Source organism: Bradyrhizobium sp. CCBAU 45389 (assembly GCF_028128625.1).
Classification (GTDB): Bacteria; Pseudomonadota; Alphaproteobacteria; order Rhizobiales; family Xanthobacteraceae; genus Bradyrhizobium; species Bradyrhizobium liaoningense_B.
Genome location: NZ_LBIY01000071.1, coordinates 26,641 through 53,360, shown reverse-complemented (window position 1 = coordinate 53,360; position 26,720 = coordinate 26,641). Strand labels below are relative to the sequence as shown.

Sequence of the window (26,720 nt, the reverse complement as noted above, 5' to 3'; positions counted from 1 at the left end):
TCTTCTGGTTGGCATTGCAAGGATGCCAGCCACCCGATAAACGAGTCCCGCAACGTTGCTGGCGTTTTTTTTCGGGGGGGGCGCCAGGATCGGGGCCTGTAGCTCAATGGTTAGAGCCGGCCGCTCATAACGGTCTGGTTCCTGGTTCGAATCCAGGCGGGCCCACCAGAATTGTCGTTGTTGTTGTTGTCTCCCCCTCTCACCACACCATCATCAGCACCTGTCCCAGAAAATCTACGACGCTCCAAATTTCTTCGCTGGCTAAGCGATTGCCCCTGCAGGTGCATGGGCTTGACGGCGCTGCTGAATGGCCAGACTTTCGGGCTATGCTGCCGGACTTTCTCGAAAGCATGTGGTCGATCTGGGTGTGGTTTCGGGAGTTCTCCCGCTGGATGCGCGGCGGCCTCTGTCCTGGTCTCGATTTGTCGCAAAACATGATCGCGCGAGCAAAAGCGGACACGGCGGACGCTGCCATTACGTATCGGATTGCCGATCTCGACACGCTGGAACTGCCGGAGGCTGTTGCCACTTCCCCGATCATCGAGACGACGCAGGAATGCTGCATGGGAACGCAAAAAAAGCACAATGCGAACGCACTCAAAAGAATAATATCATCGGTTGATGGAGGGGGCGCTAAGGTCGTTGGTTGGCGACTTTGCGCAGTTCGCCGTTGAGGGGTAATTTGACCAGCCTGCGAGATGGGCGAGGTTATCGAGGGGCGAACATGTTCGACGTATACGTCAACGACAAACATGACTTGCTGGTGGTCCCGCAGGGCTCTCAACTACCCGTCATCGGTGCGTTCAGGAAATGGCGAAAAAGGAAGGCACGGGTGATCAGCGTCAGTGATGAAATCAAGTCGATTGTTCAGAAGCACGGCCATTACATGCGAAAGCTAAGCGATCTGAGAAAGTATTAGAGTATCTGTTTGCCAGCAGCAGATCACATCGCCCCCGCCAATGCAGCCACAGGGGCGGCGTCTATTGCAGACCTTTTAAGTTGGTCGTGTTTGGCTTCGAGAAGGGCATCGCCCCAACCTACATCGTTGCCGGCCGGACAAGTGGGTAGATCGCGCAAGTGACCGATTGTTTTCAGGCTTACCTGAAAACAATACCCGCCTTTGTCATGATTGCCGCGAGGGCATGCGAACAGGGATAAGGCCCGATCAGAAGCATCGTACTCAAAATTCTTGAAAACATCGACGAGCGCGAGACTCCGGGCAAAAACTGGAATACCGTTCAACCATTGGTAGCGATGGGGGTTTCCATGCGTCGCAAAGGATTGATGGTAATTCTGGGTCTCATTGTTGCAATAGGAATTGGCCTCTATGCAACGTTCCAATCTCGTTATCTGATAGATGAGCACAATCGCGCGCGGATCGTATCGCTGCAGCAAACTGCGAGCGGACTAGATGCCTTGGAGCAAGGAGATCAAAAAGCAGTTGCCGTTGCGCTAGACGCCACTCTCTTTCGAAACATCGGCGACCAACTCGTCGGACAGAAGGTTATGCTGAGTCACCCCTCTCTGCCGGGTGAGACCTTGACCGTAGCAGTCGATCGCCTGACGTTCGCGCCGCAAATGGGCCGATTGGCCGGAAACCTGGGACTTAGTGTAAAGAGCGACAAGAGGTTTCTGTCAGTTGGCCTGGATGTTGAGTTTGCGCTGTATTTTTCCGGTGTGAGCCAGATTTTGCCAGCGACAACCGACCGACCGGCTGTCTTCGCTGCAAATTTCAGGTTGCTCCCTGTCTCCATCGAGCCGGTAATTTCATTCGGCTTTCTCAATCTGGTCGGCAGGGGTTTTGTCAGCGACATTATCACTGGCAACGTCGTGAATGGACTTTCCGAAAGATTGACCCTTTCGGCTCCGTACCAACCCCAGCTGCGATACACCCTCGACGAGAATAAGTCATTCGAGCAAAAATTCGGGGATGGCAACACGGGGACCTTGAAGTACCGGGTGACGCACGAGCCGATCTCGGTTGAGCGTTGGGCCCACGTCATTGCACCGATCTTCTCCGATCGCGGAGTTCTGCTCGCCGCGACATTGGACGAAACAGTTGCCCAGCCGTTTGACGTGAACCCGTCGAAGTATGATACCATTCCGACAACGCAAATCAGCAGCCTTGAGCAACAACTGACCGGACGCATAGCGCTCGCCAATAAATACTACTCAGGCAAGCAGCTGACGATCAGTATCAACACAGGTGCAATTGCCACCCTCACCGATGGAATTTTCGGCGCACTTCGGAAGCTATCGCTATCATTGGCAAGCACGGAAGTGTCGGGTCGCTTCGTTGACAAGCATTGGTCAGACAAGATTTTGGGCGATGGCGGCTTCTACGTCGAAGCGGCAGGGGGTGACCGCATCCATGGCTCCATCAGTGTACCGGCGGCGAATTTCAACTACGTGCCTGGCAAGGGCCTGGAAGGAAGCTTGGGCCTTTCGATCAGCGTGGACGCTGCCATTCACGTTCATGTCGATCCACTCATTGGCGGCGGCATAGGAACGACGGCCGGCCTTAAGGGATCGACAAATCCGACTGTCAGCGCACGAATAGCGTTTTCAAGCTTTACGTTTGAGGGAAAGGATGTCGCGCTTCTGTCTCCCGTCTTGAGCTGTACATCCGTTGATTTGAAAGTCGAAACGGACGGAACGTTCAAGACTGACTATGGCTGGACCAAGGTCCCCTCGATCGGCGTTATTACGAGCGAGCTGATTGGAGCCGATCCATCGGATCCTACAATCCTCTCAGGAATACCCGTCGTGGTCCCGGTTCTGGCAAAGACTGATGCGAAAGGCTCGGTAGCTCCACCTGATCAGATGGTCATCAGAGAGGGACTCTATTTGACCGCCGAAGCCACAAGGCTGACCGTGGATGCGGCAAGTACCGGATATGTGGTGGGCAGCGATTTCGTCCTGAAGGCAAGCAACCAAGCGCCGGATCCAAAAGCGGTGGATGAACGCATCCAGCGCCTGACGGCCGCCGCCAAAGACTTTTGGCGCAAGACACAGAAGCCGAACTGCCCCGAAAAGCCTGCGCTACGGGTGCTCGTGGGCGATCTCGAGTTTGGATCCAACAACGAGATCATAAAATTCATAAGGAATGCCTGGAACGATATCACGAAGGGACCAGGGAAAGACAACGAAGTGGTGAAGCTGCTGGACAGAATAAATGGGGCGGCGAAAGACTATGATGATGCGACGAGGAAGCTGGCTGGAGAGGTGGGCGAGGCAGCAAAAAATGCCTTCCCGAGGAATAATGATATCGGGCGTGCTGCAGGTGAAGTCGCGAAGTCCGTAACCAAGGCAGTTACAAATCCCGGAGGAGCGGTCATTGATCTCGGGAAGCAGATTCTATGCGGATTTTGCTAGGCCGCAGTGATGGCTCAAGATTAACGACACTTTGCCGGCTGGGAGGTACCCTACCCTCTCGCCGCGGCGCGAGTTGGCTGGCTCCGCCGGACTCTCTTTAGATCGCATTCCACTGAAGGCTCTTGCATGAGCGTTATACAGCGCAACCAAGGAGGCTCGTGTGCTTTCCTACCTTACGGCAGAAAGCAGCTTTATCCGGTCATACGGCAACCGCAGCCTGCTCCTGCTACTCCTGTGCGCTTTCACACGAACCGGCGAAAGCGTAGCCAAGGCTTCGATCATCGGTGTATCCGTCGATATCAATCCAGCCGTCATCGCGGCGTCGGGCCAGTCCTGGCCTTCCTCGTCACCGCATCTCTGAAGCTCGAGGCTGATAGCCTTATCATCGCACGTGAGGCGGTGCTGGACGAAGCAGGCAGATCGAGACACGCTTTCAGAACGAGCCCGTGGCTCTATGTGCTCATGCTCGTGCCTGCCGGCTGCGCAGCATTTCTGGCATTTCAATTCCTGGTGAAGCTTGTCCCGGAAAGCCCGGGATGCCCAAACTGGAATTGGTGGCGCCAACTGACCGACGTCGCCTTTATCGGAGGGACGCCGTCGGTATATTGTATCGGCGATCTGAAAAAGGGCGCACCCTGGATCTACCCGCCAATCGAAAGTTGGCTTTTGCTGGCATGCGTCCTGGGTTCTGCGTATCTGACATACACGATCATCCGAGGCTGGCGTATGTATCGCGGCAGGTGACTGATATTCGATGCTGATCGTGTTGGAGGCATAACCAAACAAAGAGTCGTTTTCCTGCAGTAGACCACGGCTCACAACGTCAACCATGCAATCCATGCGAATGGTCGATACGCAAATACTGGTCCATATGCAGGCCGGCCGACGCGTGATGCCGGCCCATGCCACTATTGCGTCCGTCTCGGCGAAAGAATTCCTGATCATGTACGGCAATAAACCTGACAGGGACAGGTACTACGTGCCTCTGAGACTTGGTCGACACAGTCTGATGGGCCCGCCTGCAGTACTTCAGATGCCCGCCGGTCACCCATTTCGCCGGATCGGCACCGATCGTCTGCTTATAGATTTCAACCAAGAGCATCCGAGTCTGGTCGAGTTTGGCAGCAATGCCATCGCAAGTGCCATCAACTCCGCTCGATCTGACCTGTTCAAGGCCGGTGTCATGGTTTTGCGAAAGGCTGAACAGCGCAATCTCGAGAAACGCTTTCGCTTTCTCATAGAGAACGGGATTCGCTGCGAAGCGCTTGAAGAGAATGCAGTCGGTTACGGCCTAGATATCCTGGACAGGTTCCTCAGCGATTACGCCCCGAAGGGTCACTTTCGCAACACGGTATGCGATGCGCTCATTTTGGGGACCGCGATCCGGCACAGAATTCCCCTTCAAACCGAAGATAAACTTCTGGCCCGACTGACTGCCAAGATGTTCGGGACGCGATTTTACCAAGAGGGAGAAGATCTCGTCATCGACTTCGAAACTCCCTCTGTGGTGCGGCGACGTCACGGCGAAAGCAAGGGCTACATTCACCGCGGGTGGCGCATCGCCGTTGATCCTCGGCGTTAGTCGAAGACAACGGTTGCCGGGGCGTGTACCACTTATGAAGCATCGGAGCTTGGCATCCTGAAGTGAAAGTCACAGCGAACTGAGAAAGTCACGAAAAGTCTGATCCAGCTTCGTACGCACGGCGCCTTCCGCAGCCAGCAATAATCTTCCTCCACCAGCGAGATCGGTTCCATATGAAGCCAGCGCCGCTTCAATCGACGCGCCGCTCTGCGAAGGAGCTCGAAAAAGGAAGCGCTGATGATCGAGTGCCCACTGCCAACGTTCCCGCATCCAAACAGAGAATGGCACTTCCAGGTGCCGTTTGAAGTTGGAGCGGTTAATTCCTTGGATGAAGCGCACACCGGCGACAAAGATATCATCCGGGTCAAGGTCCGTCCGTCGCGACACCTTGCCGATCTGAGCGGCAATACGATCCTCGACACGGTCACCGCCTGTTTCTTCGTAAACCATGGGTTTGAGAAGGCGTTCGCCCGGAAACCCGGAGGGAAATACTCCCGACCTCTGGTCGCAGAGCGTCGCGATAGCCGTTTGATTGCCCGTCCAGGCGGCAAACATCCCAAATGCCAGAAGTGCGTCCTCCGCGGTTAGAAGGGCTTCAGCCGATTGCAGGCGTTCGGATGTCACACGCTCGATTTCCCCGTAGGCAGGACTCTTGGTCCTCCTGGCACAAGGGCTTTGTTGTTGGCCTTCAGATACAAATCCGCTTCAATCCACGATCTCATATGCGAAATGAAGGAACTCGGATCGCTATGTGCAATTGCGCGAGCCAATTGCGCGTTTCGCAATGGGATTTCCATTGCCGGAATAGCGCGGCCACGAAGACGCGTCCGCAGTCCCAGCACAAGTCCGGAGGCAGCATTGGCGGCAACTTCGGTTTCAGCAAGCAAATACCTCAGGTAATCGCGAGACGTGAGCGGGAGATCACGGAGATCTGGCGGCTCGGAATTGCTGCACATTCCGGGAACCATACCAAAGGGCTCACCATCGATACTGACCCGCTGTCCTGTGGCCTGGCCGTAGAGCCAGAGCACGGTGTGTCCAACGACACGTCGACAATAGACAGCCTTAATGGACTGGTCGGCATCGATTGCATCGAGCTCCTCGAGCACTTGATCCATGCCGAGCAGCGCGATGCTGGGATTATTGTCACGGAATGCAGCAATCGCCTCGTCGGCGCGCAATCCAATAGCCATGGGCCGCATCTCTTCGCCTCCGACCTCGCCAGCGCTTTCGCGCGCTGCCGCGAACCATTTGTGGGCCTCGCCCCAGGCGCCCAGCTCAGCCGCGCTTATACCGGCTTCACGCTGCATGTGGGCTCTTTCAATTGGATCATTGAGCGCCGTCTTGTCGGCTGTTTCTGTAAGCAGCTTCAACGCACCGGCATGATCCTTGCGCCGATAGAGGATTTTCGCACGCGCCCGAGACAAGATCGGATCAGGACCAAGCAATCGAGCGGCCTCTTCAAGAGCGTCCAATGCCCGGTCATCTTCGCTACCGTATTCGTCGAACATGACGCCGCACGCGACGTGACATCGTAACGCTAGCTCGCGATAGCCCCATGAGCGCGCCTGTTCGGCCATCCGTGTGTACCGTTGCGCACAATTGAGCCAGTCAATATTTCCCTGCCTGTGCTCCTCCAGCCAGGCGTGATTCACCAACAAAGAAAAATCGCTCGGCATCGTAGGGACGTCGGCAAACAGTTTTTCTCGCTGCTCTGGCGTCGCTTGGTCAAGCCTATCGAAAGCGGCGCCCAGCTCGGCAACCGTTGCGAGACCCAGAACTTGGGTGATGAAAAACATTCCAACCGGCTTTGGCGAGGCTTTTCCATTGACCCGCTCATTGATGCTCGCCAAGAGCTGGCGGCCTTCGGGGCGGCGATCGCAGAGTTCTTCGAACCGCAAGATCGCCTCAATCCAATCAGGCACCGCACGAGAGAGTGTCGAGTGAATCAGGACCTTTGAAAGAACGATGAGCTCAAACCGTTCTTTCGCTCTTGCATTGGGCTCCTGCTGGATCTCCTCCTTTAGAGCCGACCAGCATTTCCCGATCCTCTGCAGATCCTTCTTTTCAAGAAGGAGGAGGAGCTGTCCAAGTCTCAGCAAGCAGGACAGCGACGGCTTGTCCGGATAGATGGGTCGATCCGTGCGGTGCAAGCGGAGGCCGGTCATCCAGTCGGGCAGCATGCGACGCACGCTCGGCTTTGCGACGAGAATGCTGTTGCCGAACTTGGTGAGAGCGAATTCGGACTTGCCCAGGAGGCCATGAAGGAAGGCTGCATTGGCCTTGGTGATGTCGAGTTCGCGCGGCTCCAAGATGACATTTGCCACAGCGTGGTGCACCGCGCGCTGCTCGTCAGGACTGAGCACTTCGGTCCCTGCATTGGCGAGCAACGGCGATATCCGCAATTCGTCTTGTGCGGCCTGATCGACCCAGGGTCCGACCAGCGAGTCAAGTTGCTCGCCGGGATTCCTGACGGAAGGAGGCAAACCCGCGACCTCCAGAATGAGTGATCGGTTGAAGCGACCGATAAGGAGGCTCATCCGGTAGAGCAGCGACCTTGCATTGTCCGGAAGCGCCGCCACGAGGCGTTGTCGTGCCAAGCGCTGCTCGAACTCAACCTCTTCAGCCGGATTGAGGTCCTTCAGACGCCGCAGCTCCTCTTTTGGCCACGCGCGCGAGCGCAGGCCGGCGATCATCGCCTGCACAAGCTGTGGGTGGCCAAATGCGGCACCGAGATGAATCCACCGGGCCCAGATAGCCGCATCGCCGCCGGCCGCAGTCACGAGTTCACCCACCTCGGCGATCGTCATGTCGGGCACAGGCACAAGCGTTGAGGAGTCAAAGCCCAATTCCGAAAGAGCTCGTCTGGAGGGTTGCCGGTAGGCGGTGACGAGACATAAGCCGTCGCGCCGTCTCATCGCTAGGATGAAGCGGTTCAAGCTCCGCCGAACCCGAGGATCTTCCAGCTCATTAAGATCATCGAGAATGACTCCGTTCGGACCTAGCGAGCTCAAATCGGCGATGGCGTGCTGGATGCGTTCGATTGCTTCGACTGCGGAACCATCCCGGAAGTCGACCAGATACCAGCTGCCGCCCTGCAAACGGGCGGATAGGCGAGCCAGCATGGTCTTCCCGACTCCGGTAGCCCCCGTCACAAATGCGATGCCGCTACGGGTCGCGCGCCCCAGGATATCGTCAACGAGGCCAGCTCGTTCGGCGAACGATGCCGGAAATGGAATCTCGCGCTCGGGATCGAGAACGTGCAATTTGCCGGGTACCGATGTTTCCACCGCGCCGGCATGTTCCGCGAGTTGATTCGTGAGCCCGCGGATTAGATCGTCCACCGCCCCGCGCGGCAATGACACCCGAGTCGCCTCATCGAGCAGCGAAAGCAAATCGCTTGCGATCAAACGACGCGGGAGCGGCTTTACGACCGTTGCCAATATGTGCTGTAGAACGATCGCACTCAAGCGCTCGCATTCAGCCGGCGGCAGCCGCAGTCGTTCCGATCCATAGGTGACGAGCGCCGATTCGAATTCGCTTTTAAGAGCATCCAGATCCGGGCGGCCACAATGCCAATGGACGCGCTGGAGCAAATCCTTTCTTAAGGCTGGATCATCGCGGGTGTCGATGTAGGCACGTGCGCGTGGCGTGAGGTCTAGTTGTGACAATACTTGGCGCAACGGAGCCACGTCCGCACCCGCCGCGGCGCGCCGCCAATAGATCAACGCCCCCTCAGAACCGATGCGATGGGAACTGCTGCGCTCCTGCCCGATCGAGGAGGTTGACAGAAATTGCAGGTTGACGTTGCGGTCAGGATTGCGCTCGACCAGGTCAACGAACGAATCGATCGTATCTCGGACGTCCTGTAAATTGATCGTGATGGTGGCCCGTGTGTCCTTCACTTCCACGGCGTTGAGGGCGTCTTCGGCAACGGTCGCGTAATCTTTGGCGACTTCGAGGTGAAGTTCTTGTCCCGGCGCTAGATCGAGCCATGCCAGCGCACTCGCGTAGAGCTGATATGCGTAGCCTCGCAGTGAGGCGATTGCCTGTGCAGCAGGGTCTCCGCGCGGCTCACCTGCAAGCCGAGGACCGGCGCTGTATGGGAACGATGAAGGCATCTATCTGAGGATGACAGTCAAACCGAATCTATGAGGCTGAACCATATCATTCAGGAACATTGGGGAGAATTCTCAAGGATCCTCAACCGGTTGACACCAGCAGCCAATACTGATTCTTGGCAGTCCCGTGCCTATCGAGAAGCTGTCCACAGCATCAAAGCAGACGAGAGCCATCGAGTCTGTTACCTACGGCAAGCATGACCACCGCCTCCATACTTCATAGTGTGCTCGTTCAGGGGCGCCTCGCCTTTGCAATGCGTCGTGCGGCGGCTGCGCGCGACCGTGAGCTCGGAATCCAGATTCTGACGCCTCCGCAGCTGGCGGCACGCCTGGCCGGTGGACTGCTGCATCCCGCATCTCGCGAGAGTGTCGAGATCGGCATTCGCAAAGCTTTGGGCGCCCCCGGCCTCTTGAAAGACATTGCCCCGATAAGCGATCTGCCCGGAGCGACCCGCGCCATATTTCGTACACTCCGAAGTATCTGGCGGTCTGGTTTTGACCTTCGGACCGGACCGTATGCCGGCCAGCCGCGTATCCAAGACCTTGCGCGGATCGAAGATACGGTGCGCCTTCACCTGCAGCCCGGCGAACGCCTCCTACCCGACCTATGCGATCTGGCTCGCGCGGCTGTGTCACTCGCCCCGCGCGTGCTGGGACCGCTTCGCTTACAAGAGCTCCACACAATCGATCCCATCTGGCGGCCGCTTATCAACGAACTGTGCAAGGTGATCCCAGTTGAATGGGACGCGCCCGCTTTTTGTGACGCCAGCTGGTTTGAAGGTACGCTCAACCGGGCCGCCCCGAGAACGTTTGGTAAGAGGCGCGCCGCAAGTTGCGCCGATCCGCATCACGAGGCGCTCGAAGCCATGCGATGGGCCCGAGAATTGCTCGCTTTCGGCCGCGCTCGCGCTTCGGAGATCGCCATCGCTACAACGGCTCCTGTCGCGTGGGATGATTACATGCTGGCCCTCGTCTCGGCATCTAATCTTCCGCTATGTTTCGTCCACGGCCGACCGGCCCTTGCCACAAGGGACGGTCAGCGTTGCGCGGCCCTCGCAGATGCGCTGCGTGGCGGACTGAGCCAGGCACGAGTACGCCGCCTTCTCTCCCTCGCTGCCGACCAAGGCACAGTCCTGGACGCCCTGCCTGCAGGCTTGCCAGTACCCAGCGAAGCAGCCTTATCCGCTGCCGCGGATTGGGAACGGGCCCTCGCCCCTTATCCCGAAACAGCATCGATCCTGATGCCCGTGCTCAAGCTTATCGAATCGGGCACGGACGCTGCCGAAGAGGCGGCCAAATTGCTTCTCCGGGGACGCTCCCGCAGGCTTTGGGATGAGGCGCTGCGATCGGCGCCTGCATCGGCACTTATGTTTTCGCTCGAGTCCCTGCGCGTTGCCGAGGACCGAGATCCGGCCGATTCTGTGGCGTGGTGTTCCGCCGATCAACTTGCCGCAGCACCGCGTCCGTTTGTCTGGCTGATGGGCCTTACAACCAGCGGATGGCCTCGTAGCGGCGGGCTCGACCCGCTCCTTCCCAGTTACATCGTCCCATCCGAATTGACGGACCCAGACCCGATAGAAGCAGCTGATCGCCGTTGCTTCGACATCGTTCTCGCCTCCACTGAAGAGACAGTCGTCTCCGCGGGAAGACTAAGCTGCGAAGGCAAACGCGTCGGACTAAGTGCTCTGATCCGCGTGAGCGAGAAAATCGACGTTCTTTCACGTGACAGGGCCGCCGGTCACGCGCTGACTGAAGCCGATCGTCTGTTTGCCCGGCCACAGGACAGAGGCGTAGATCCGATCGTCACGTCGGCGATGGCAGCTTGGCACGATTGGAGCTCGCGAAAGCTTACGCCTCACGACGGACTCGTGGAAAACGGTCATCCCCGGCTTTCGGAACTTCTTCCTAAACCCCAGTCGCCCACTTCGCTGTCCCTGCTTCTCCGAGACCCTCTCGCCTACGTCTGGTACTACGGCTTGGGTTGGCGCGACCTGGTTCACAAGGAACGTGAGCTCGTTCTCCCGGCCGATGATATGGGCCGCCTCGTCCACGAACTTCTGCGTCGCACAGTCGATCAGCTCGAGCCGAAACCTGGGTTCATAGTGGCCGCCCGGCACGAGATCCAGGAAGCCCTTGCCATGGCCGCGGCTCATGTGATCGACAGCTGGCCTTTAGTCACCAATGTGCCGCCTCCGGTGCTCTGGGCCAACACCGTCAGGCAGGCGGCTGAAATGAGCCTGGCCGGCCTCACGTTTGAGACATTTACGGAAGCCGGAACACGTTCCTGGACGGAGGTGCCATTCGGTGGCGAGGTCCGCGAAGGCGATCCTCCCGCTTCTCTGCCATGGGATCCGGCCCAGCCGGTGATCCTGCCGGGCACAGATATTCGCATTCGCGGGAGCATCGACCGGCTCGATCTTCGCGCTTCAGCAGCCGCGGTGCGGGTGACCGACTACAAAACCGGGCAGAGGCCGAAGGCTCCCGATCAAATGAGCGTCGACGGCGGTGCGGAACTTCAGCGCGTGCTCTATTCCCTGGCATGCCGCCAGTTGCTGCCCGACACGCAGCCGCTGATTGCTCGCCTGATCTATCTCCGTCCGCCAGTGAAAGTGTGTCCGCTCAAGAACCCTGACGGTTTTATTGATGTGGTCGCGGCTTGGGTAAAGCTTGCACGGAGCGTCCTTGAGGCTGGCTTTGTCTATCCAGGTATAGCCAACATGCCAGAGCGCTTCGGCAGGATCGCTCTACCCGCCGCGGTCAGTTACATCGAGCGCAAGAGCAGCGCCATTCGTGAAGCAGCGGGCCGAGAGCTCGCAGCCTATTGGGGAACGAAGTGAGCCTGAGGCCTGACGACAAAGAACGGGAGCGCGCACTCACCGATCTGAATTCCACGCTTCTGGTCGAAGCGTCGGCGGGCACGGGAAAGACGTCACTTCTTGCCGGACGCGTTGCGATGCTGCTCGCTTCAGGACGCGCTCCTTCGAGCATCGCTGCGATCACATTCACGGAACGCGCGGCCGCCAAGCTTCGCGCACGTGTGGACAAGTTCGCCGGCATGCTCCTCGACCGCACTATTCCCAAAGACCTGGAGCCTGCGTTCCGCGAGCGACCTTTGAGCGATGATCAAGCCGAAGCGCTCTCCAACGCACGAAGCCGCCTGGGCGAACTCACGACCTCCACGATCCACAGCTTTTGCCTCACTATTCTGCAAAGCTATGCGGTCGAAGCTCGAATAGATCCTGGCGCTGTCGTCATGGATTCGGAGCAGAGCGACCTCGCCTTCCAGGCGATCTTCGATTCCTGGCTCAACAAGCGGCTCGGTCACGCTGCACGCCCGGATGATCCAATCGTTGTCATGGCGGCATACGCCCCTGATCTCGCGGTGAAGACACTGAAGTCGTTAGCCACGTTTCGTCGTTCTTACCCCGAAGCACGACCGCTCCCGCCGCCGCGTTATGCCGATAGCGTTCATGACCTGATTGACGCTGTAGCTACCTTTCGGCGCTGGATCGATCGCATTGCGGCTCCCAAGGAAGTCGTAGAGGACGTCGTGGCGCTTGAAGCACTCGCTAACGCGCTTGCGCCTGCGGTTTCTGGCGCTCTCGATTTTTCGCAATTGTGGCTCCTCGTTCATCCGAAGAGCGACGCGCTGCTCCCTCGCGGAGGACATGCTTTGTCCCGGTATAAGGGCCGAATCAACCTCTGGTCCCGTTCGGCTGGCAAAATTGATGGGCCACAGCTCTCTGCAGCCGGTAAGGAGCACTATGAACGGTGCGCCAAGCTCTTTGCTGATTCAATGGGCGCAATAGCCGATGCGCTTCTGGTCCGCTTCTTCGGCGAAACCGACGAACTCGTTGGCGCATTCGATGAGTTCAAACGCAATGCTGCCCTGCTCGATTTCGACGATATCCTCATTCGCACACGCAATCTATTGCGCTCCGACGAAAGGGTGCGCGAAGCGGTCATGGCGCGCTTTCAGCGCATTCTAATCGATGAATACCAGGACACTGACCCTCTCCAGTCAGAGATCCTGTTTTTGATCTCAAGCGAACCAGGGACCTCGGAGTCCTGGGACCGGCGTAAACTTCGCAACGGAGCGCTGTTTATGGTCGGCGATCCCAAGCAGGCGATCTATCGCTTCCGTCGTGCCGATCTGAAATCGTATCTTCGTGCGCGCTCGGCGATCGAGGCGCAGTTTCCGGGGAACGTTGTTCAGATCTCGGCAAATTTCCGTTCCGGAAAAAGCATTCTTGGACATGTCGATCGGATCTTCGCGGAACGATTGGCAAAGCAACAGGGGGGCTATGCTGCCTTAAAATCGACCATTGCCGAAGATCCAAGCCGGATCCAAAGCATCGCAAAGCTGGGCTACCACGTTCCACCCGACACCTACGTTAACCCGATCCGAGACCTCGAAGCAAAGGCGGTTGCTGACCTTTGCGCGAGCCTTATCGGCAACGTGTGGATCCGGCGCTCAAATGGGGAGATTGCGCGCGCCGAGCCGGGCGACATCGCTCTGTTGGCTCCGCGGCGGACGCAACTCTGGCGATATGAACGCGCACTGGAGGACAAGGGACTGGCTGTGTCTTCACAGGCAGGCAAAAATCTCTATCGGCGACAAGAATCCCAAGACCTCGTGGCCCTCGTCCGCGCTCTGGCGGACAGCCGCGACACCCTGGCTCTCGGGGCGGTCCTTCGCGGGCCGCTTGTTGGTCTCGCCGAACGAGAGCTCCTCGATATTACTGCACGTCTGCGGGAGCAGGATGAAGGCGCTTTTTTAAACCTGAATACCGATCTCTCGCGCGTGGACCACCCTGTAGCGCACCATGTGATGTTCGGCCTACAGGAGCTGTGGCGGAAGCGGCGTGGAACGACGCCCTATGCCCTCCTGTCCGAGGCTATCGAGCTGCTCCGCGTCATCCCGAGTATGGCCGGCCGGAACTCAGATCAACAAGCTCGCTCTCTTGGCAATGTCAGCATCCTCCTCGAGCGAGCACGTAGCTATAACGTCCGCGGGCTCAAACAACTTGCGATCGATCTCAGCTCCGAATGGGAAGTCGAGCTGGCAGCCGATGAAGCTCCGGCCGACTATCAAGGCAACAGCATCGAGATCGTTACAGTTCACAAGGCGAAGGGCCTCGAATGGCCCATCGTTATCCCCATCAACTTTGTGACCATGCCGGAGAATGGCGAGGACTTCTTCTTTCGCTCGATCGACAACAGCGTGCACTGGACCCTCGGTGACGTCATCTCGAGCACCCTTGAAGCGGCAGTCGCGGCCGACCGGGCTGAGGCCGCGGACGAACGGGAGCGGCTACTTTATGTCGCCTGCACACGTGCTCTTGACCTCCTCGTTCTTCCAGCGCCTAGCTGGACTCCCGAGGGCGGGTGGGCGAAATTCTTCGATCTGGGTCAATCGGCACTTGAAGAAATCAGACATCCGCCGCCTCAGCCGTCCACGCCAACTTCTCTCTCGCCGGCGAACCATCAGACCGCCGCCATGTTTACAGATGAGCAGGAAGCCATTGAGCAGCGCAATCCGAGGATTCAGTGGCGTCGGCCGAGTTTGGCGGACATCGATCGGGAACTGCTCGACCGCGCAACGATCGATTTTGGCGCAGACGATGCAGATTCTGACGACAAGGCCGTCGTTGTCGGTGCCGGCGCGCTCCGGGGCATAATCCTCCACAAGCTGATGGAGGAACTGCTGACGGGGCTGTTGCGGCCAGAGCTAGCGGATCTGAATGCTCGGGCATCCACTCTCACACAAGAAGCGGTCGTGCCCGGGGCGACAGCACCTGATCCAGCTGAACTGGCGGCTACTACACTGCGTACTTTCTCGCATAGAGAGCTCAAGCCCTACATCGAAAAACTTATTCCGGAGATACCCATTTTTGGAGCGCGATCCGACACTGTCCTGGTGGCCGCGCGTGCCGATGCTATCGCGTTCGAAAAAGCCGTCCGGATCGCTGCTTTCGACTGGAAGAGCGACGTCGCTCCCACTACGGATGCTCATGAGGCCTACGCGAGCCAATTGCTCGAGTATCTCGAGCTGATTGGTATCGAGAAGGGTGCGGTCGTTTATATGACCTCTGGCGAGGTACGATGGGTACACCGTCATGTCGGCAGCAATGGCTAGCTTGCACAGAGAAGCCGTACGCGACCAATCGCCCTGCGACTGAGGAGACAAAGACTAGGCGTAGCTCTCCGCGTATCCAAGAAACTCCGCGTGAGCTGTACGGTCTGAAGACCATCGCGTGGCCCCCTGGGGCTTGTCGCGATAGTCGCAGAGGGTGAGCAATAACCTTTTCTTCGCGCGGGATATCCCGACGAAGTATGTCGAGCGCTCCTCGTCCACCTTTCCCCAGAACGTCTCGTTCTCGATGCCCATTATGATTACGCTATCGAACTCCAGCCCCTTACTCTTGTGGATGGACATGATCCTGACGGCCCGATCAGCTGAGAAAGCGGCCAGCGCTGCAGACAACTCTGTTCCATCTTTCACCAAATCTGAGATTCGATCGATCGTGTTTTCAATCAGCTGGTCTAGCCTGTTGCCTTGGGCATAATCGGCTGAAAGGATCACGATACCGTCCCGACCGACCACTCCGATGAGTTCGTCCACAAGCCCCGCTAAGGTGTCACGGTCGCTAGTCTTCAGTTGGTTTGTCGTATTTCGGCGACGAACATCGGCGATGAATCTATCCCATCGGGAGCGGGCACGGTGTTCCTGTTCGTCGTCGAGGGCTTCATTGTAAACGACAGTTTCCAGGAGCCGGCGATGAACCTCGGGCTTGGCACTGCCGCAGAGCACGGAAAGGAAATCGGTTATCAAGCGGGCAATTGGCTCGGAGGCGATATCCTGGGTCTGATCTTCCTCGCGAAAGGGAACTCTCCGCGCTCCCAGCGCCGCCCGGAGGCTTTGGCAATAGAGGTTCTGCTGTTTGCTGACGAGTACCGCGATCTCCGAGGGCTCAATGGCCTTGCTCTCTATCCATCCGCCGATCGCATCCGCCAGATATGAAGCTTCCTCGACCGCATCTTTGAATCGAAGAATTTCGATCTCACCGTCATCGCCCTGCAATTCCTTTTCGTCGAGCGCGGCAGCGGGGTCCATGACACGGACCATCGCATTCTGCATTCGACGAAGTCGCGGCGTCGACCTGAAATTCTGGTAGAGGTTCAGCGGCTTTGCATTGAAATCCGCCGCGTAGGTTTTGAAGATACCTTCGAGCGCGCCGGCCCAGCCCATAATCTTTTGCTTGGTGTCTCCGACAGCAACGAGCTTGGCACCCGTGCCCAGGAAGCAGGCCGTAATCAGTTTATACTGGTCTTTTGTACAGTCCTGGAACTCATCGAGGAAGACATGGCTGTATGTCTGCCGAATGGCATTTCTCGCGATTTCACTCGATCCAAGGATCGTTAGTGCTAACGGAACCATGTCGCCAAACGTAATTGACTGCCCGCGGATGCGGGCTGGACCGATGCTGTAATCGGGATCGAGAGCGTCACGGCCAGTCAGCGCCAACCGAAAGCGATCAATAATGCGCTTTGCGAAAGCATGGAACGTGTGGCTGTCAAACCTCGCGGCCAATTCGGAGCCGCAGCGTTTCCGCACCCGCGCCTTCAGGTTATGGCTCGCATCGACCTTGAAGGAAATGGCCAGAATGCGTTTGGGGTAGCGACAGGTCCCAGTGCGCAGAAGGAAGTCGGCCCGCTGAGCGAGCATTTCCGTCTTACCGGCCCCCGGTCCAGCGGTCAGCGCCAGGCTTCGTTCAATCTCGGTCGCGGCAGCAAGAGCGTTTGGTTCGAGCTTGAGATTGTCAGTCGGCGCCCATCGGTCAGCTCTGATCATTCGGGCAAGGCCTTTAGGTCCTTACGGATGCGCTTGAACAAGCGTTCGAGCACCTTGGGCATCGCATCCAACAGTTCTTGATCTGCTAGATTCGCCATGGCGCGAATGTGCCATGCCGGCTTGCTGCCAAGCTTAAAGCGCGAATTATACGCATCGAAGTACTTCAGTTGCTCATCGGTGTATTGGTTTCCTACCACATCGTGTTTTTTGCCGAGCACCGCTTTGAGAGCATCCTCGTCTGGCTCCTCCAGCTCATCATCAGCAACGCGATATGCCTTTGGGTAGGCAGTCATCATGAGAAAATCGAGATCGAGCGGTGAGGAATAGAATACGCCGTGCTCCTCAAGACGAGCAAACCATCCATCATCTTTCACCATCAGGCCCTGATCGTCGTCCCATTTCGGAATGGATTTCACCTGCGCCTCTTTCAAGTCGATCTTGGCGACGTCGCTGTACGCGAGCAGTTGCTTCGCCGCATATTTCATGCGCCCCCACCCACCCTGATGCCGCGCGAGATCCAGGTCCAATAACGTGACATGGGGTATCCCGAGCCCGTGCAGCAGGCGCCAGAAGTGATTGACGTGTCGCCCTCCCAGCGGAACGACCGAGATGGATGCGTCGTCCGCGAGAATTCCTTTTGCAGCCAAGAGACGAGGCAGGACCACCTCCTCGCTGTCACCTTCTCCCAAAACGACGAAACGCGAGAAATAGAGCTCTGGAAACGCTTGAACGCCCTCGCGGACAAACTTGAGGGCCTCTTCGTCGTCAGGCAGGTCGATTCGCTTAACGACCGTTGTACGCTGCGAGCTCAGCCGCATGTACCTAATATTTTCCGGAGGAACGCGTCGCATCAGCGAAGGGGAGTGCGTAGCAAGTAATGCCTGTGCATCTTGATCTTGGGCGAACTCCCGCAACGCCCTGACCACGCGTCCTAAATAGTGCGGCGACAGGCTATTCTCGGGCTCTTCTATCGCGATTAGAGTGAAGATGGCCGGTCGCAGCTTATCGATGTCGAATGCATCGGTCAGCTCTCCCCTGAGCGCCTTGGTGCCGATGTCATGCATGCCAAGGACGATCGACAGATATAAAATCGATTGTTGCCCATCGCTGAGCCTTGAGAAGTCGACCAATTCCTCTCCGTGGCCGGGCGCGAAACCAATGCTCAGATGGCGCAAAAGGTTTTCCAGCTCGCTACGAGCGAACGAAATCGACGGGTCTACGAAGTAGTTGCCCTTGTGCAAGTTGGTCCACTTGGCCGACAAAACACTTGTTATGCCCTCGATGGCTCCGTTTCCCGCCAACGTCGAGTTGATCTGTACCGTGAGATCTGAGACTTTTTCCCGCTGCGCAGCCCAGTTCGCCGAACGCAATGCCCGTCCAAGCAGCGCATTGGCTGAATAGGAGATGTGGTCCGCTGGATCGCGGCGGGCAGGAAGGTAGTGGACTTGGATGGCATTTCGATCGTGCTTTGCTACGCGCCCCTCCTCGACGGGATGTCCATCGCCGTCCACCTTTATGACGAACGTAAAACTCTCTTCGATGTCGTCATCCTGATCGATATTGGCCTTCAGTCGGAACCGCACCTGTGCCGGCCCTTTGACCCCGGTCAACTGCATATGGGCAAAATTGCCAGGAACGGCGGGTGCTTCTTTGCCGCCGTTCTTGCCTAAGAGCTCGGGGAATTCAAAATCAGCTTCTATCCATAGCTCTCGCTGTGCGGGCTTGTGCTCCGGCTTCTCGTCGTGAGGAATATGGAAGTCAGACTTCTTCACCTTGCGCTGCGCGGGGTCGAGGCTGAACATCCTAGCGAGGGCTTGGAGAATGGCGGTCTTCCCTGTGCCATTGGGCCCAAGCAAGAACGTCAGATCGTCAAGTTCAAGCTCGGTACAGTCCGCGCTAAACGACCTAAAGTTGCTTAGGCGCAAGCGAACCAACTTCATATTTTCCCCCAACTACTTTTACCATCGATTCGCTCCCCGACGACCTTCGGAGAACTGTTAGACCAGCGTTGCTTGGCCTGGTCGATTCCTTCTGTGGCTGAACCGATGGCACCTTGCATATACGCTCGGTGCGCCAACTGGCGGATGACGATCAAGGTGAGCGAGCAGAGCTGGTTCAAAGCGTCGGCGGGCATCATCTAACGTCGCCCTCGTCATCGTCCGTCACCGATGGATGACACGACGAAAAGCACTTCACCGACACGCAATCCCTTACCAAACATCAAAAGATAGGCTTCACCTCACCGGAGCAAGTTGGCAAATACCGTTCCGATGGATGCGTGGCTCAATTTCCATATCAATCTGACAAGATGACACCAAATCATTTTGCCAGGCGAGGCGATCATCTTCTTACCTGGTTTGAAAGCGTCGTCCCCTACAGGATGCACGCGGTAAATAAGTCGTGCAGACGACCAGCTCCTTGAGTTAACTCATTTGCCGGGGCACGCGCACATCCCGATCGGAGCGGGGCCGAAATACCCGTTACTTCCTGCGATTGTAGGGACTCTGGTTGGTGGGACTGAGAGAAATACCCTCAGATGAAGCTTTCCCGTAGACCGCAGCCTCCGTACGGCCGAGCTTTATCCCGATCACGCGTGTCGGCGTGTTCCCCTTCGCCAGTTCTTTGAGCTGCTTGACGTCCTCGGACGTCCAAGGCTTACCGGTGTTGCGCGTTGACTTTGACATTCGGCCGACCTCATTCAGTAGCGCGCTGACCGATGGCCAAATGAGCCATTGTTCGGATTATAGTTGCCGCTGGTGCCGTAATTGTCGCGCTGGGTGCTATTCGGATTCGTAGCCGTGTACGGCTGCACATAGGTCCCGTTGCTACGAGTATATCCCGAGACGCTGTGGCTGCTTGGGTTAGAGCCAGTACCGAGGTATTGCGCCTGCGCCGCACCAATGGACCAAGTCAACAAACCACCCGCCAGTATAGATATTCTAAGCATGCCCACCCACCCCCATTGCTTTATTCGTGCGTCATATACAACTGAAAGGACCTACACTCCAGTTGAACCTTAGTCGATCAAAATGGTCATGCAAATCAAACAGGCCCGACAACGAGATCAGTATCGGCGAGGCGCCAAGCATAAATTGCATGCCGGCCTTAGATGAAGGCCCTCGAGTGCAGCATAGGTGTGCTTAGTTGCGGTCTTGCGCGGTGCGACCGGTGAGCCGATAATCCATTATTCGAAATCGACGCACTATTTCTGCTGTTGCGCTGAAACAGCGCAACTTTCCAGCGTGAACGTCTGCTGGTTCGCCGTTTTAGGGCGAAGAGGGAGACCATCCATTTTTGAGAATTTCAAACCTGAGGAGCTCGCCCTCGGGGCAAATCGGTCGCAGGCACTCCAGGCAGCCGACGTGAGCCATTTCATAATTGCGCGACAGGTCTAGGGTAATTTTTTGGAATGCGTGGACTTCTGATCATCCTTGTGGCGTTTTCAATTATGTTGGCGGCACGCAGCCGGCACCAGGACGGTTTCGTGCCTCGCCCGACCGCGTTGATGCCCCCCGTCAATGTGCCTTAGCCGAAGGATTTGGCTCGAGCCGCGCGCCCCGACAGCAGCGACTTTGGGCGACGCGCGAGGGCCTGCGCAAGGTTGGGACCGCCCGCTGCTACGTCTAGGCAGCCAGTTTCGTCGCCGCCTGCAGCCCACTCTGTAAGGACCAAGTCACCACCATACGAGGCGCACAAGCTGGCGGGCCTCCTGCCCAAAAAATCGCGGCGTCGGGATTCCATTGGAGCGGACGATACGTCGGCCAATTCTGCACGTACCTCGCGGCTCGAACTCTCTGTCCGCGATTCGCGAAACTCGCACGCAAGCCGTGACCAAGTTCGTTCGCGGCTTGGCAAACCGGCTCTCTCTAGGTGGCGCACGCGGTTCAACGGCGAGTCCAATAAGCTCGATGCTCCGAGCGGCTAGTGTCCTGAACCAGAAATTCGCGACACCTTTTTCAACTGGGCCAAAATTCCATCATGGAGATTAACGGCTTACGGCGAAAAATCCAACTGTATCCGGCCGCCAAACTGTCATGGCTGGCCAGATTTGGGCTGGTGGCCGTCGGCAAGCATGGCGCGTGTCGGTGATCGGGCTAATGACCTTAAAGGAGAAAGCTGCCCACACAGGTGAATACGGCTCACCGATGATTGCAAAGTTCTCATTTGTCGGCCGGTTCCGCCTCAACGCAGACTAGCCCCAAAATCAAAGCTCTTGAGCTCTTTTGGGGAGGACACCTGCTGCAAAGCCGACCGACGCTCATTCGAGCTGGAGGCGGCGAACCTCGCCTGGCAATGCCTGGGCGGCCAATCCTTGACATGGATGAATTTTCTTTCCGGCGCCTGCCGATGGCCGGCACGGCCGCTTGGTGCCTGCGGTTGGCTGACCGGCCTGGGATGACGTGAGAAGCGCTCCGAAGCCCGTTACCGGCCTCCGGACGCTCAGGAGAGGAGGAGGAAGGATGAAGTTTAGGACATTTCTCGGCGCAGTCGCTGTCTTAGCGCTCGCTGGTACCTCGGCGTCGGCTGGCGACAAAGATGCGGCCGACACTGCGGTCGAGGCCGCGAAGAAGTACGCGGGCACGACCATCAGCATCGTCTGGGAGGCCGGCCTGCAGTCGCTCGATCCCCTGAACTATTCGGGCCCACAATGGGAGAAGCTCACCGGCATTAAGGTGAAGGTGGTCGAGGTGCCGACCGACCAGATGTTCACCAAGATCATGCAGGATTTTAAATCGGGCGCCGGAGCGTATGACGCGCTGAACGTCATTCCATCCTGGATGCCCGACCTTGCGCGTGCAGGAGCGCTCGAGCCGCTCGACAAATATGTCGACAAGTTCGGTTATCGCGACGAGTTGCAGGACATCGCGGCCGCCTATCGCGACAACCAGATGCAGTATGACGGGAAGATCTACGGCTTCCCGGACGATGGCGACGTGATGTTGCTCTATTACCGGAAGGATATCTTCGACGATCCGAAGATGAAGGACGAGTTCAAGGCCAAGTTCGGCTATGAGCTGGCCCCGCCAAAGGACTGGAAACAGTTCGACGAGATCGGCCAGTTCATCACGGACAAGATGGCACCGAAGGTTTACGGCGCCGGCTTCTTCCGCACCGCGCCCTACCCGCATTACATGTTTCAGGAGCGCTTCCGCATGGAAGGCGGCAAGTTCTTCAATGCGGACACCATGAAGGCGACAGTAAATGGCGAGGTCGGTCTCAAAGTGTTCAAGCAGATGCTCGCGGAGAACAAGTTCATGCCGCCTGGCGTCGAGCAGTGGAATTTCGTCGACAATCTCGCGGCATTCCTCCAGGGCACGACCGCGATGACGATCTCCTGGCCACCTTACGGAAGGTGGGCCGCGGGCTACGGCTCAGGCGAAGAAGCGCTGAAGTGGGTGCCGAAATCGCAGGTCGCCGGCAAGGTCGGTTATGCGCTCACCCCTCTCGGCCGTCCCGAGCTTGGCGTCGGCTTCGACTTGTCGGTCTCGGCCACCAGCAAGAACAAGGAGGCTGCCTATCTCTTCATCCAGTGGCTGAACAGCAAGAAGACCAGCCTCGAGCGCGTCCAGCTGCCCTATACGCTGCGCGATCCGTTCCGCCTCTCGCACTACGCGAGCGAGAAATACCGTGCGCTCTGGCCCGATGCTCCAGCCTATCTCGACACCATCAAGACGTCGGGCGAGAAGGGCCTGCTCGATCTCTCCTTGCTGCAACAGGACAAGTACGACGAGGCGATGACCAAGGCGATCTCGAGCCTCTGGGCGGGCGAAGACCCAAAGGCCATTCTCGACCGCATGGCGCAGCAATTCGATGCCATCACCGAGAAGGTCGGCGTCGACAATCAAAAGGCCGTCTACAAGGTCTGGGCAGCCAAGCCCGGCGCCTATCCGCGATAGCTGCCCTGGGTACAGCACGGGAAGCATCACCCTCCCGTGCGACACCTTTTCCTGGACTGACAATGACGCTTTCCGCAAGTCTCAATGGTGCCGAGCAACGCCGCCCGAGCCGGCTCGGGCGCATGCTCGAGGACCGCCTGCCCTATCTCATCGTTGCGCCGGCCATTCTGATCCTTCTCCTGGTCGGCCTGTTTCCGCTGATCTGCTCGCTGATCGTGAGCTTCCAGCGCATCACGATGACCGAGAACGACACCACCTTCGTTGGGCTCTTGAACTATGCGGAGCTGTTCAGGGATACCCGCCTCTGGGCCTCGCTTGGTCATACTGCCATCATCACCGCGATCGCCCTCCCCTTGGAGCTGTTGATCGGCTTCCTGATGGCGCAGCTTTTCATCGACCGCATGCCCGGTCGACAGATCTTCCTCGCGCTGCTGGTGCTCCCAACGGTGATATCTCCGATCGTCGCGGGAGCGACGTGGCGTTTGATGTTCGACGTCCGCTTCGGTCCGATTGGTCAGATTCTGAGCTTCATCGCCGGTGAACCGGTCCGGATTCTGTGGACGGTCAATCCCGCCTACGTCTATCCCGCGATCATCATCTGCGAGGTCTGGCAGTGGTCTCCGTTCATGTTCCTGTTGCTGCTCGCTGCGCTGTCGAATGTAGATCCGTCGCAGCTCGAGGCCGCGGAGATCGATGGCGCATCATACCTGCGCGTGCTTCGCGCGATCGTTCTGCCGGCGATCGCGCCCGTGATAGCCGTCGCCTGCCTGATACGAGGCCTGGACCTTGTTCGCATCTTTGACATCATCTGGACCCTAACCGAAGGCGGGCCGGGGTCGATGACCGAGACCATCTCGCTCTACACCTATGTGCAGGGTTTCTCGCAATTCGAGACCAGCTACACGGCCGCGATCTCCTTCCTGGTGATCGCGCTGCTCACGGTCATCACCACCCTCGTCCTCAAGCGCATGGAGCTTGCGCGATGAGGGTCAGCAAGCTTCCGGCGAGAAAAGCCCGCATCCTGGCGCTTCGCTATCTCGGCGCCGGCATCGTGACCCTGCTGTTCCTGTTTCCCGTCTATTGGTTGTTCATGATTTCGTTCAAGACACCGGACGAGATCTATCACGTCCCGCCCTTGTGGATTCCCGGGCAGATCCAGTTCTCAAACTATTACGTCCTGTTTAGAGATGGCGATGTCCTGGCGATCCTGAACAGCCTGATCGTCGCCGGCGTCAGCTCCGGCATCGCAATCGTTCTCGGGACGCTCTGCGCCTACAGCCTCGCCCGGTTCGGCACGGGTGGCGAGAACCTCGCGATGTGGATCATCTCCCAGCGCATGATCCCACCGATCGCGGTCGTCTTCCCGATCTTCCTGATCTACGTCTATTTCGGCCTTGTAGACAGCTATTTCGGGCTGATCCTGCTCTACACGGCATTCAATCTCCCTTACGTGATCTGGATGATGCGCGGCTACATCGTCGACGTTCCGCTGGAGCTCGAGGAAAGCGCGCTCGTCGACGGCCTCAATCGATGGGAAGTGATTTGGAAAGTCGTCTTCCCGATGGTGCGCCCGGGGCTCATGGCAACGTCGGTCTTCACCTTTGTCTTTGCGTGGAACGATCTTCTGTTCGCACTCGTGCTCACACGCACTGAGGTCATCACGTTTCCGGTTATGCTGACGCACTATTTCGGCGGACAATCGAATTTCTGGGCGAAGATCGCAGCGATGTCGGTCTTGGGCACATTGCCGATCTTCGTCGCCGTCTCGATAATGCAGCGCTATCTCGTGCGCGGCATCTCCCTGGGCGCTGTCAAGGGTTAGGGGGATTGGAGTGGCTGACGTCAAGCTGTCCGGCGTGCACAAATATTACGGCAACGTGCACGCGGTTCGAGGGGTGGATCTTACCATCACCGATGGCGAATTTGCCGTGCTCGTGGGGCCATCCGGCTGTGGCAAGAGTACTCTCTTGCGGACGATCGCCGGCCTTGAAGATCCCGACAGCGGAGCGATCGCGATCGGCGGCGCAGTGGTCAACGATCTGCGCCCGCGCGAGCGCAACATCGCAATGGTGTTTCAAAATTATGCGCTCTATCCCTATTTGACCGTCAACGAGAACATCGCATTCGGTCTGCGCGCCCGCAAGACTCCAGAGATCGAAATCAGGAAGCGGGTCAGTGAAGCCGCCGAGATGCTCGGCATCGGCAATCTCCTCCAGCGCTATCCACGGCAGCTCTCTGGTGGACAGCGTCAGCGCGTCGCCATCGGCCGCGCCATCGTCCGTAAGGCCGACCTGTTCCTGTTCGACGAGCCGCTCTCGAATCTCGACGCTCAGCTGCGCGACGAGATGCGGGCCGAGATCAAGCGCCTGCATCACGAGATCACGACGACGATGATCTACGTCACCCACGACCAGATCGAGGCGATGACGCTCGCCGACCGCATCGTGCTGCTGCGCGACGGAAAGATCGAGCAGCAGGGGGCTCCTCTCGAGCTGTTCGAGCAGCCCCGTACGGGGTTCGTGGCAGGCTTCCTCGGCTCTCCCTCGATCAATCTCATTCCGGCGACCCTCAAGACAGACGGCCCCGTCGCAGCCGTGGTGTTTCAGTCCGGCGGTGAACTGAAGCTTCCGAGCGCAAAGGCCATGTCACTGGCCGGAGCGCATGGGCGAGAGATTCTCGTAGGCATTCGGCCCCAGCATTTCAGTCGGGTCGGCGGAGGACCTCTCCGCAATGGGGTGGTTTCTTATTCGGCCGTCGCCGATCTCATTCAGCCGACAGGGACCCGAACCTTCACCACGATCAAGATCGGCGGCGTGGATGCGGTTGCCGAGCTGCAGGCCCATGACGTCAGCAGCCATGGCGAGCGGATCGATCTCGCCATCGACCTCAATCGCGTGGTGCTGATCGATCCAGTCAGCGGTGTGGTCATCGCTTAACGAGAGTAACATTCGAGAACGGGAGGGATGAATGGCGTCGAGACTATTTGCAACCGGAATTGGCGCGCCGGAGGGTCCAGTGTGCCTGCCGGACGGTTCGATGTATGTCACGGAGATGTCCGCGTCGACCCTTTGCGTCACGCGGCTCGATCCCCGCGGCAATCGCCGCGTGATCCTTACGACAGGTGGCCGTCCGAATGGACTGACGACCGATGGCCACGGCCGGATCTGGATCGCGGAAGCCGGCCTCCGGGCGCTGATCTGCATCGACGAATACGGAAACGAGGTCCGGCGCATGCAGGGCGAGGGCGCGGAGCGCTTTCTGTTTCCGAACGACCTCTGCTTCGGCCCGAACGGATTGCTCTACATGACCGATTCCGGCATGGCCGCCGAGGATTTTATCGACGGCCAGGCCTTCGTCGCTCGCTATATGGACCTCGATTGGGACGGCCGCGTGTATGAGATCGATCCGGCGGCGATGAAGGTGCTGCGCGTTCTCGATCGCAAGATTCGCTTTACCAACGGCATTGCTTTCGGTCCCGACAATCACCTTTATGCCAACGCGTCCTTCACCGGCGAAATCTATCGATATGACGTGCTCGGCGAGTCATCGCCGAGGCGCGAGGTTTTCAGTAACGTCCTCCAACCGGACGCCAATCCCGATTTCAAAGGGCCGGACGGGATGGCCTTCGGCACCGACGGCCGGCTCTATTGCACGGTCTACAACCAGAAGAACGTCACGGTGCTGGACCGACGGGGTGAGGTCGCCGGTCGCCTGATCCTGGACGGACCGCAGCCGACGAATTGTGCGTTTGCGCTCGAAGGCAGAAAGCTACGCGTCACTGAGGTCGGCAAGGGCCAGGTCGAGGAGATTGACATGGCCTGCGATGGCCTGCCGCTGCATCTGCCGAAATTCGCCTGACGAGATGCCCTGGCGATGTTTCCCGCGAGGGC

General features: G+C 58.2%; 15 protein-coding genes and 1 tRNA gene. 11 read left to right on the top strand and 5 right to left on the bottom strand.

Annotated features, from left to right (window positions below; all coding sequences use genetic code 11):
* Positions 1 to 92 precede the first annotated feature (92 nt).
* The 4 genes from XH79_RS08455 to XH79_RS08440 all read left to right on the top strand — a co-directional run bounded on the left by XH79_RS08455 (position 93) and on the right by XH79_RS08440 (position 4,957).
* Positions 93 to 168: transfer RNA gene (locus XH79_RS08455), tRNA-Ile, on the top strand.
* 556 nt (positions 169 to 724) lie between these two features.
* A complete protein-coding gene (locus tag XH79_RS08450) occupies positions 725 to 919 on the top strand; it encodes a hypothetical protein (protein WP_271528051.1) in 195 nt (64 codons plus the stop codon).
* 347 nt (positions 920 to 1,266) lie between these two features.
* The gene (locus XH79_RS08445) at positions 1,267 to 3,375 is read left to right on the top strand and encodes a hypothetical protein (protein WP_128948160.1); all 2,109 of its coding nucleotides are present in this window, start codon (positions 1,267 to 1,269) and stop codon (positions 3,373 to 3,375) included.
* A gap of 829 nt (positions 3,376 to 4,204) precedes the next feature.
* Positions 4,205 to 4,957, top strand: a complete 753-nt coding sequence (locus XH79_RS08440) for a hypothetical protein (protein ID WP_271581362.1) — start codon at positions 4,205 to 4,207, stop codon at positions 4,955 to 4,957.
* Between the two features lie 69 nt (positions 4,958 to 5,026).
* Here the strand turns inward: XH79_RS08440 and XH79_RS08435 are convergent, their stop codons facing one another.
* Entirely contained in the window at positions 5,027 to 5,581 is a 555-nt protein-coding gene (locus XH79_RS08435; protein ID WP_271528049.1) for a hypothetical protein, read from the bottom strand.
* Positions 5,578 to 9,078, bottom strand: coding sequence for a hypothetical protein (locus XH79_RS08430; RefSeq protein ID WP_271528048.1), 3,501 nt, complete (start codon positions 9,076 to 9,078; stop codon positions 5,578 to 5,580). Before XH79_RS08430 ends, XH79_RS08435 begins: the two co-directional genes overlap by 4 nt.
* A gap of 197 nt (positions 9,079 to 9,275) precedes the next feature.
* Between XH79_RS08430 and XH79_RS08425 the strand changes: the two genes are divergently transcribed.
* Both XH79_RS08425 and XH79_RS08420 read left to right on the top strand, forming a co-directional pair.
* The gene (locus tag XH79_RS08425; RefSeq protein ID WP_271528047.1) at positions 9,276 to 11,915 is read left to right on the top strand and encodes a PD-(D/E)XK nuclease family protein; all 2,640 of its coding nucleotides are present in this window, start codon (positions 9,276 to 9,278) and stop codon (positions 11,913 to 11,915) included.
* Positions 11,912 to 15,217 (top strand): UvrD-helicase domain-containing protein, encoded by a 3,306-nt coding sequence (locus XH79_RS08420; protein WP_271528046.1) that lies wholly within the window; start codon positions 11,912 to 11,914, stop codon positions 15,215 to 15,217. The genes XH79_RS08425 and XH79_RS08420 overlap by 4 nt, the downstream gene beginning before the upstream one ends.
* Before the next feature lie 54 nt (positions 15,218 to 15,271).
* Here XH79_RS08420 and XH79_RS08415 read toward each other — a convergent pair whose 3' ends face one another.
* The 3 genes from XH79_RS08415 to XH79_RS08405 are packed head-to-tail and all read right to left on the bottom strand — an operon-like array spanning position 15,272 to position 19,070.
* Positions 15,272 to 16,933 (bottom strand): ATP-dependent helicase, encoded by a 1,662-nt coding sequence (locus tag XH79_RS08415; protein WP_271528045.1) that lies wholly within the window; start codon positions 16,931 to 16,933, stop codon positions 15,272 to 15,274.
* Positions 16,930 to 18,873 carry an ATP-dependent nuclease gene (locus XH79_RS08410; RefSeq protein ID WP_271528044.1) on the bottom strand — a complete coding sequence of 648 codons (1,944 nt, stop codon included), beginning with the start codon at positions 18,871 to 18,873 and terminating at the stop codon, positions 16,930 to 16,932. The genes XH79_RS08415 and XH79_RS08410 overlap by 4 nt, the downstream gene beginning before the upstream one ends.
* Positions 18,870 to 19,070: a hypothetical protein gene (locus XH79_RS08405; protein WP_128948168.1), complete on the bottom strand. Its 201-nt coding sequence runs from the start codon at positions 19,068 to 19,070 to the stop codon at positions 18,870 to 18,872. The genes XH79_RS08410 and XH79_RS08405 overlap by 4 nt, the downstream gene beginning before the upstream one ends.
* Positions 19,071 to 21,393: 2,323 nt before the next feature.
* Here XH79_RS08405 and XH79_RS08400 point away from each other — a divergent pair.
* The 5 genes from XH79_RS08400 to XH79_RS08380 all read left to right on the top strand — a co-directional run bounded on the left by XH79_RS08400 (position 21,394) and on the right by XH79_RS08380 (position 26,688).
* Positions 21,394 to 22,830 carry an ABC transporter substrate-binding protein gene (locus XH79_RS08400; RefSeq protein ID WP_128948171.1) on the top strand — a complete coding sequence of 479 codons (1,437 nt, stop codon included), beginning with the start codon at positions 21,394 to 21,396 and terminating at the stop codon, positions 22,828 to 22,830.
* A gap of 62 nt (positions 22,831 to 22,892) precedes the next feature.
* The gene (locus XH79_RS08395) at positions 22,893 to 23,816 is read left to right on the top strand and encodes a carbohydrate ABC transporter permease (RefSeq protein WP_271528043.1); all 924 of its coding nucleotides are present in this window, start codon (positions 22,893 to 22,895) and stop codon (positions 23,814 to 23,816) included.
* Positions 23,813 to 24,652 (top strand): carbohydrate ABC transporter permease, encoded by an 840-nt coding sequence (locus tag XH79_RS08390; protein WP_271528042.1) that lies wholly within the window; start codon positions 23,813 to 23,815, stop codon positions 24,650 to 24,652. The genes XH79_RS08395 and XH79_RS08390 overlap by 4 nt, the downstream gene beginning before the upstream one ends.
* 10 nt (positions 24,653 to 24,662) lie before the next feature.
* Entirely contained in the window at positions 24,663 to 25,766 is a 1,104-nt protein-coding gene (locus tag XH79_RS08385) for an ABC transporter ATP-binding protein (protein ID WP_271581361.1), read from the top strand.
* Between the two features lie 31 nt (positions 25,767 to 25,797).
* Complete coding sequence (locus tag XH79_RS08380) at positions 25,798 to 26,688, top strand: SMP-30/gluconolactonase/LRE family protein (RefSeq protein ID WP_271528040.1); 891 nt, start codon at positions 25,798 to 25,800, stop codon at positions 26,686 to 26,688.
* Positions 26,689 to 26,720: the final 32 nt, after the last annotated feature.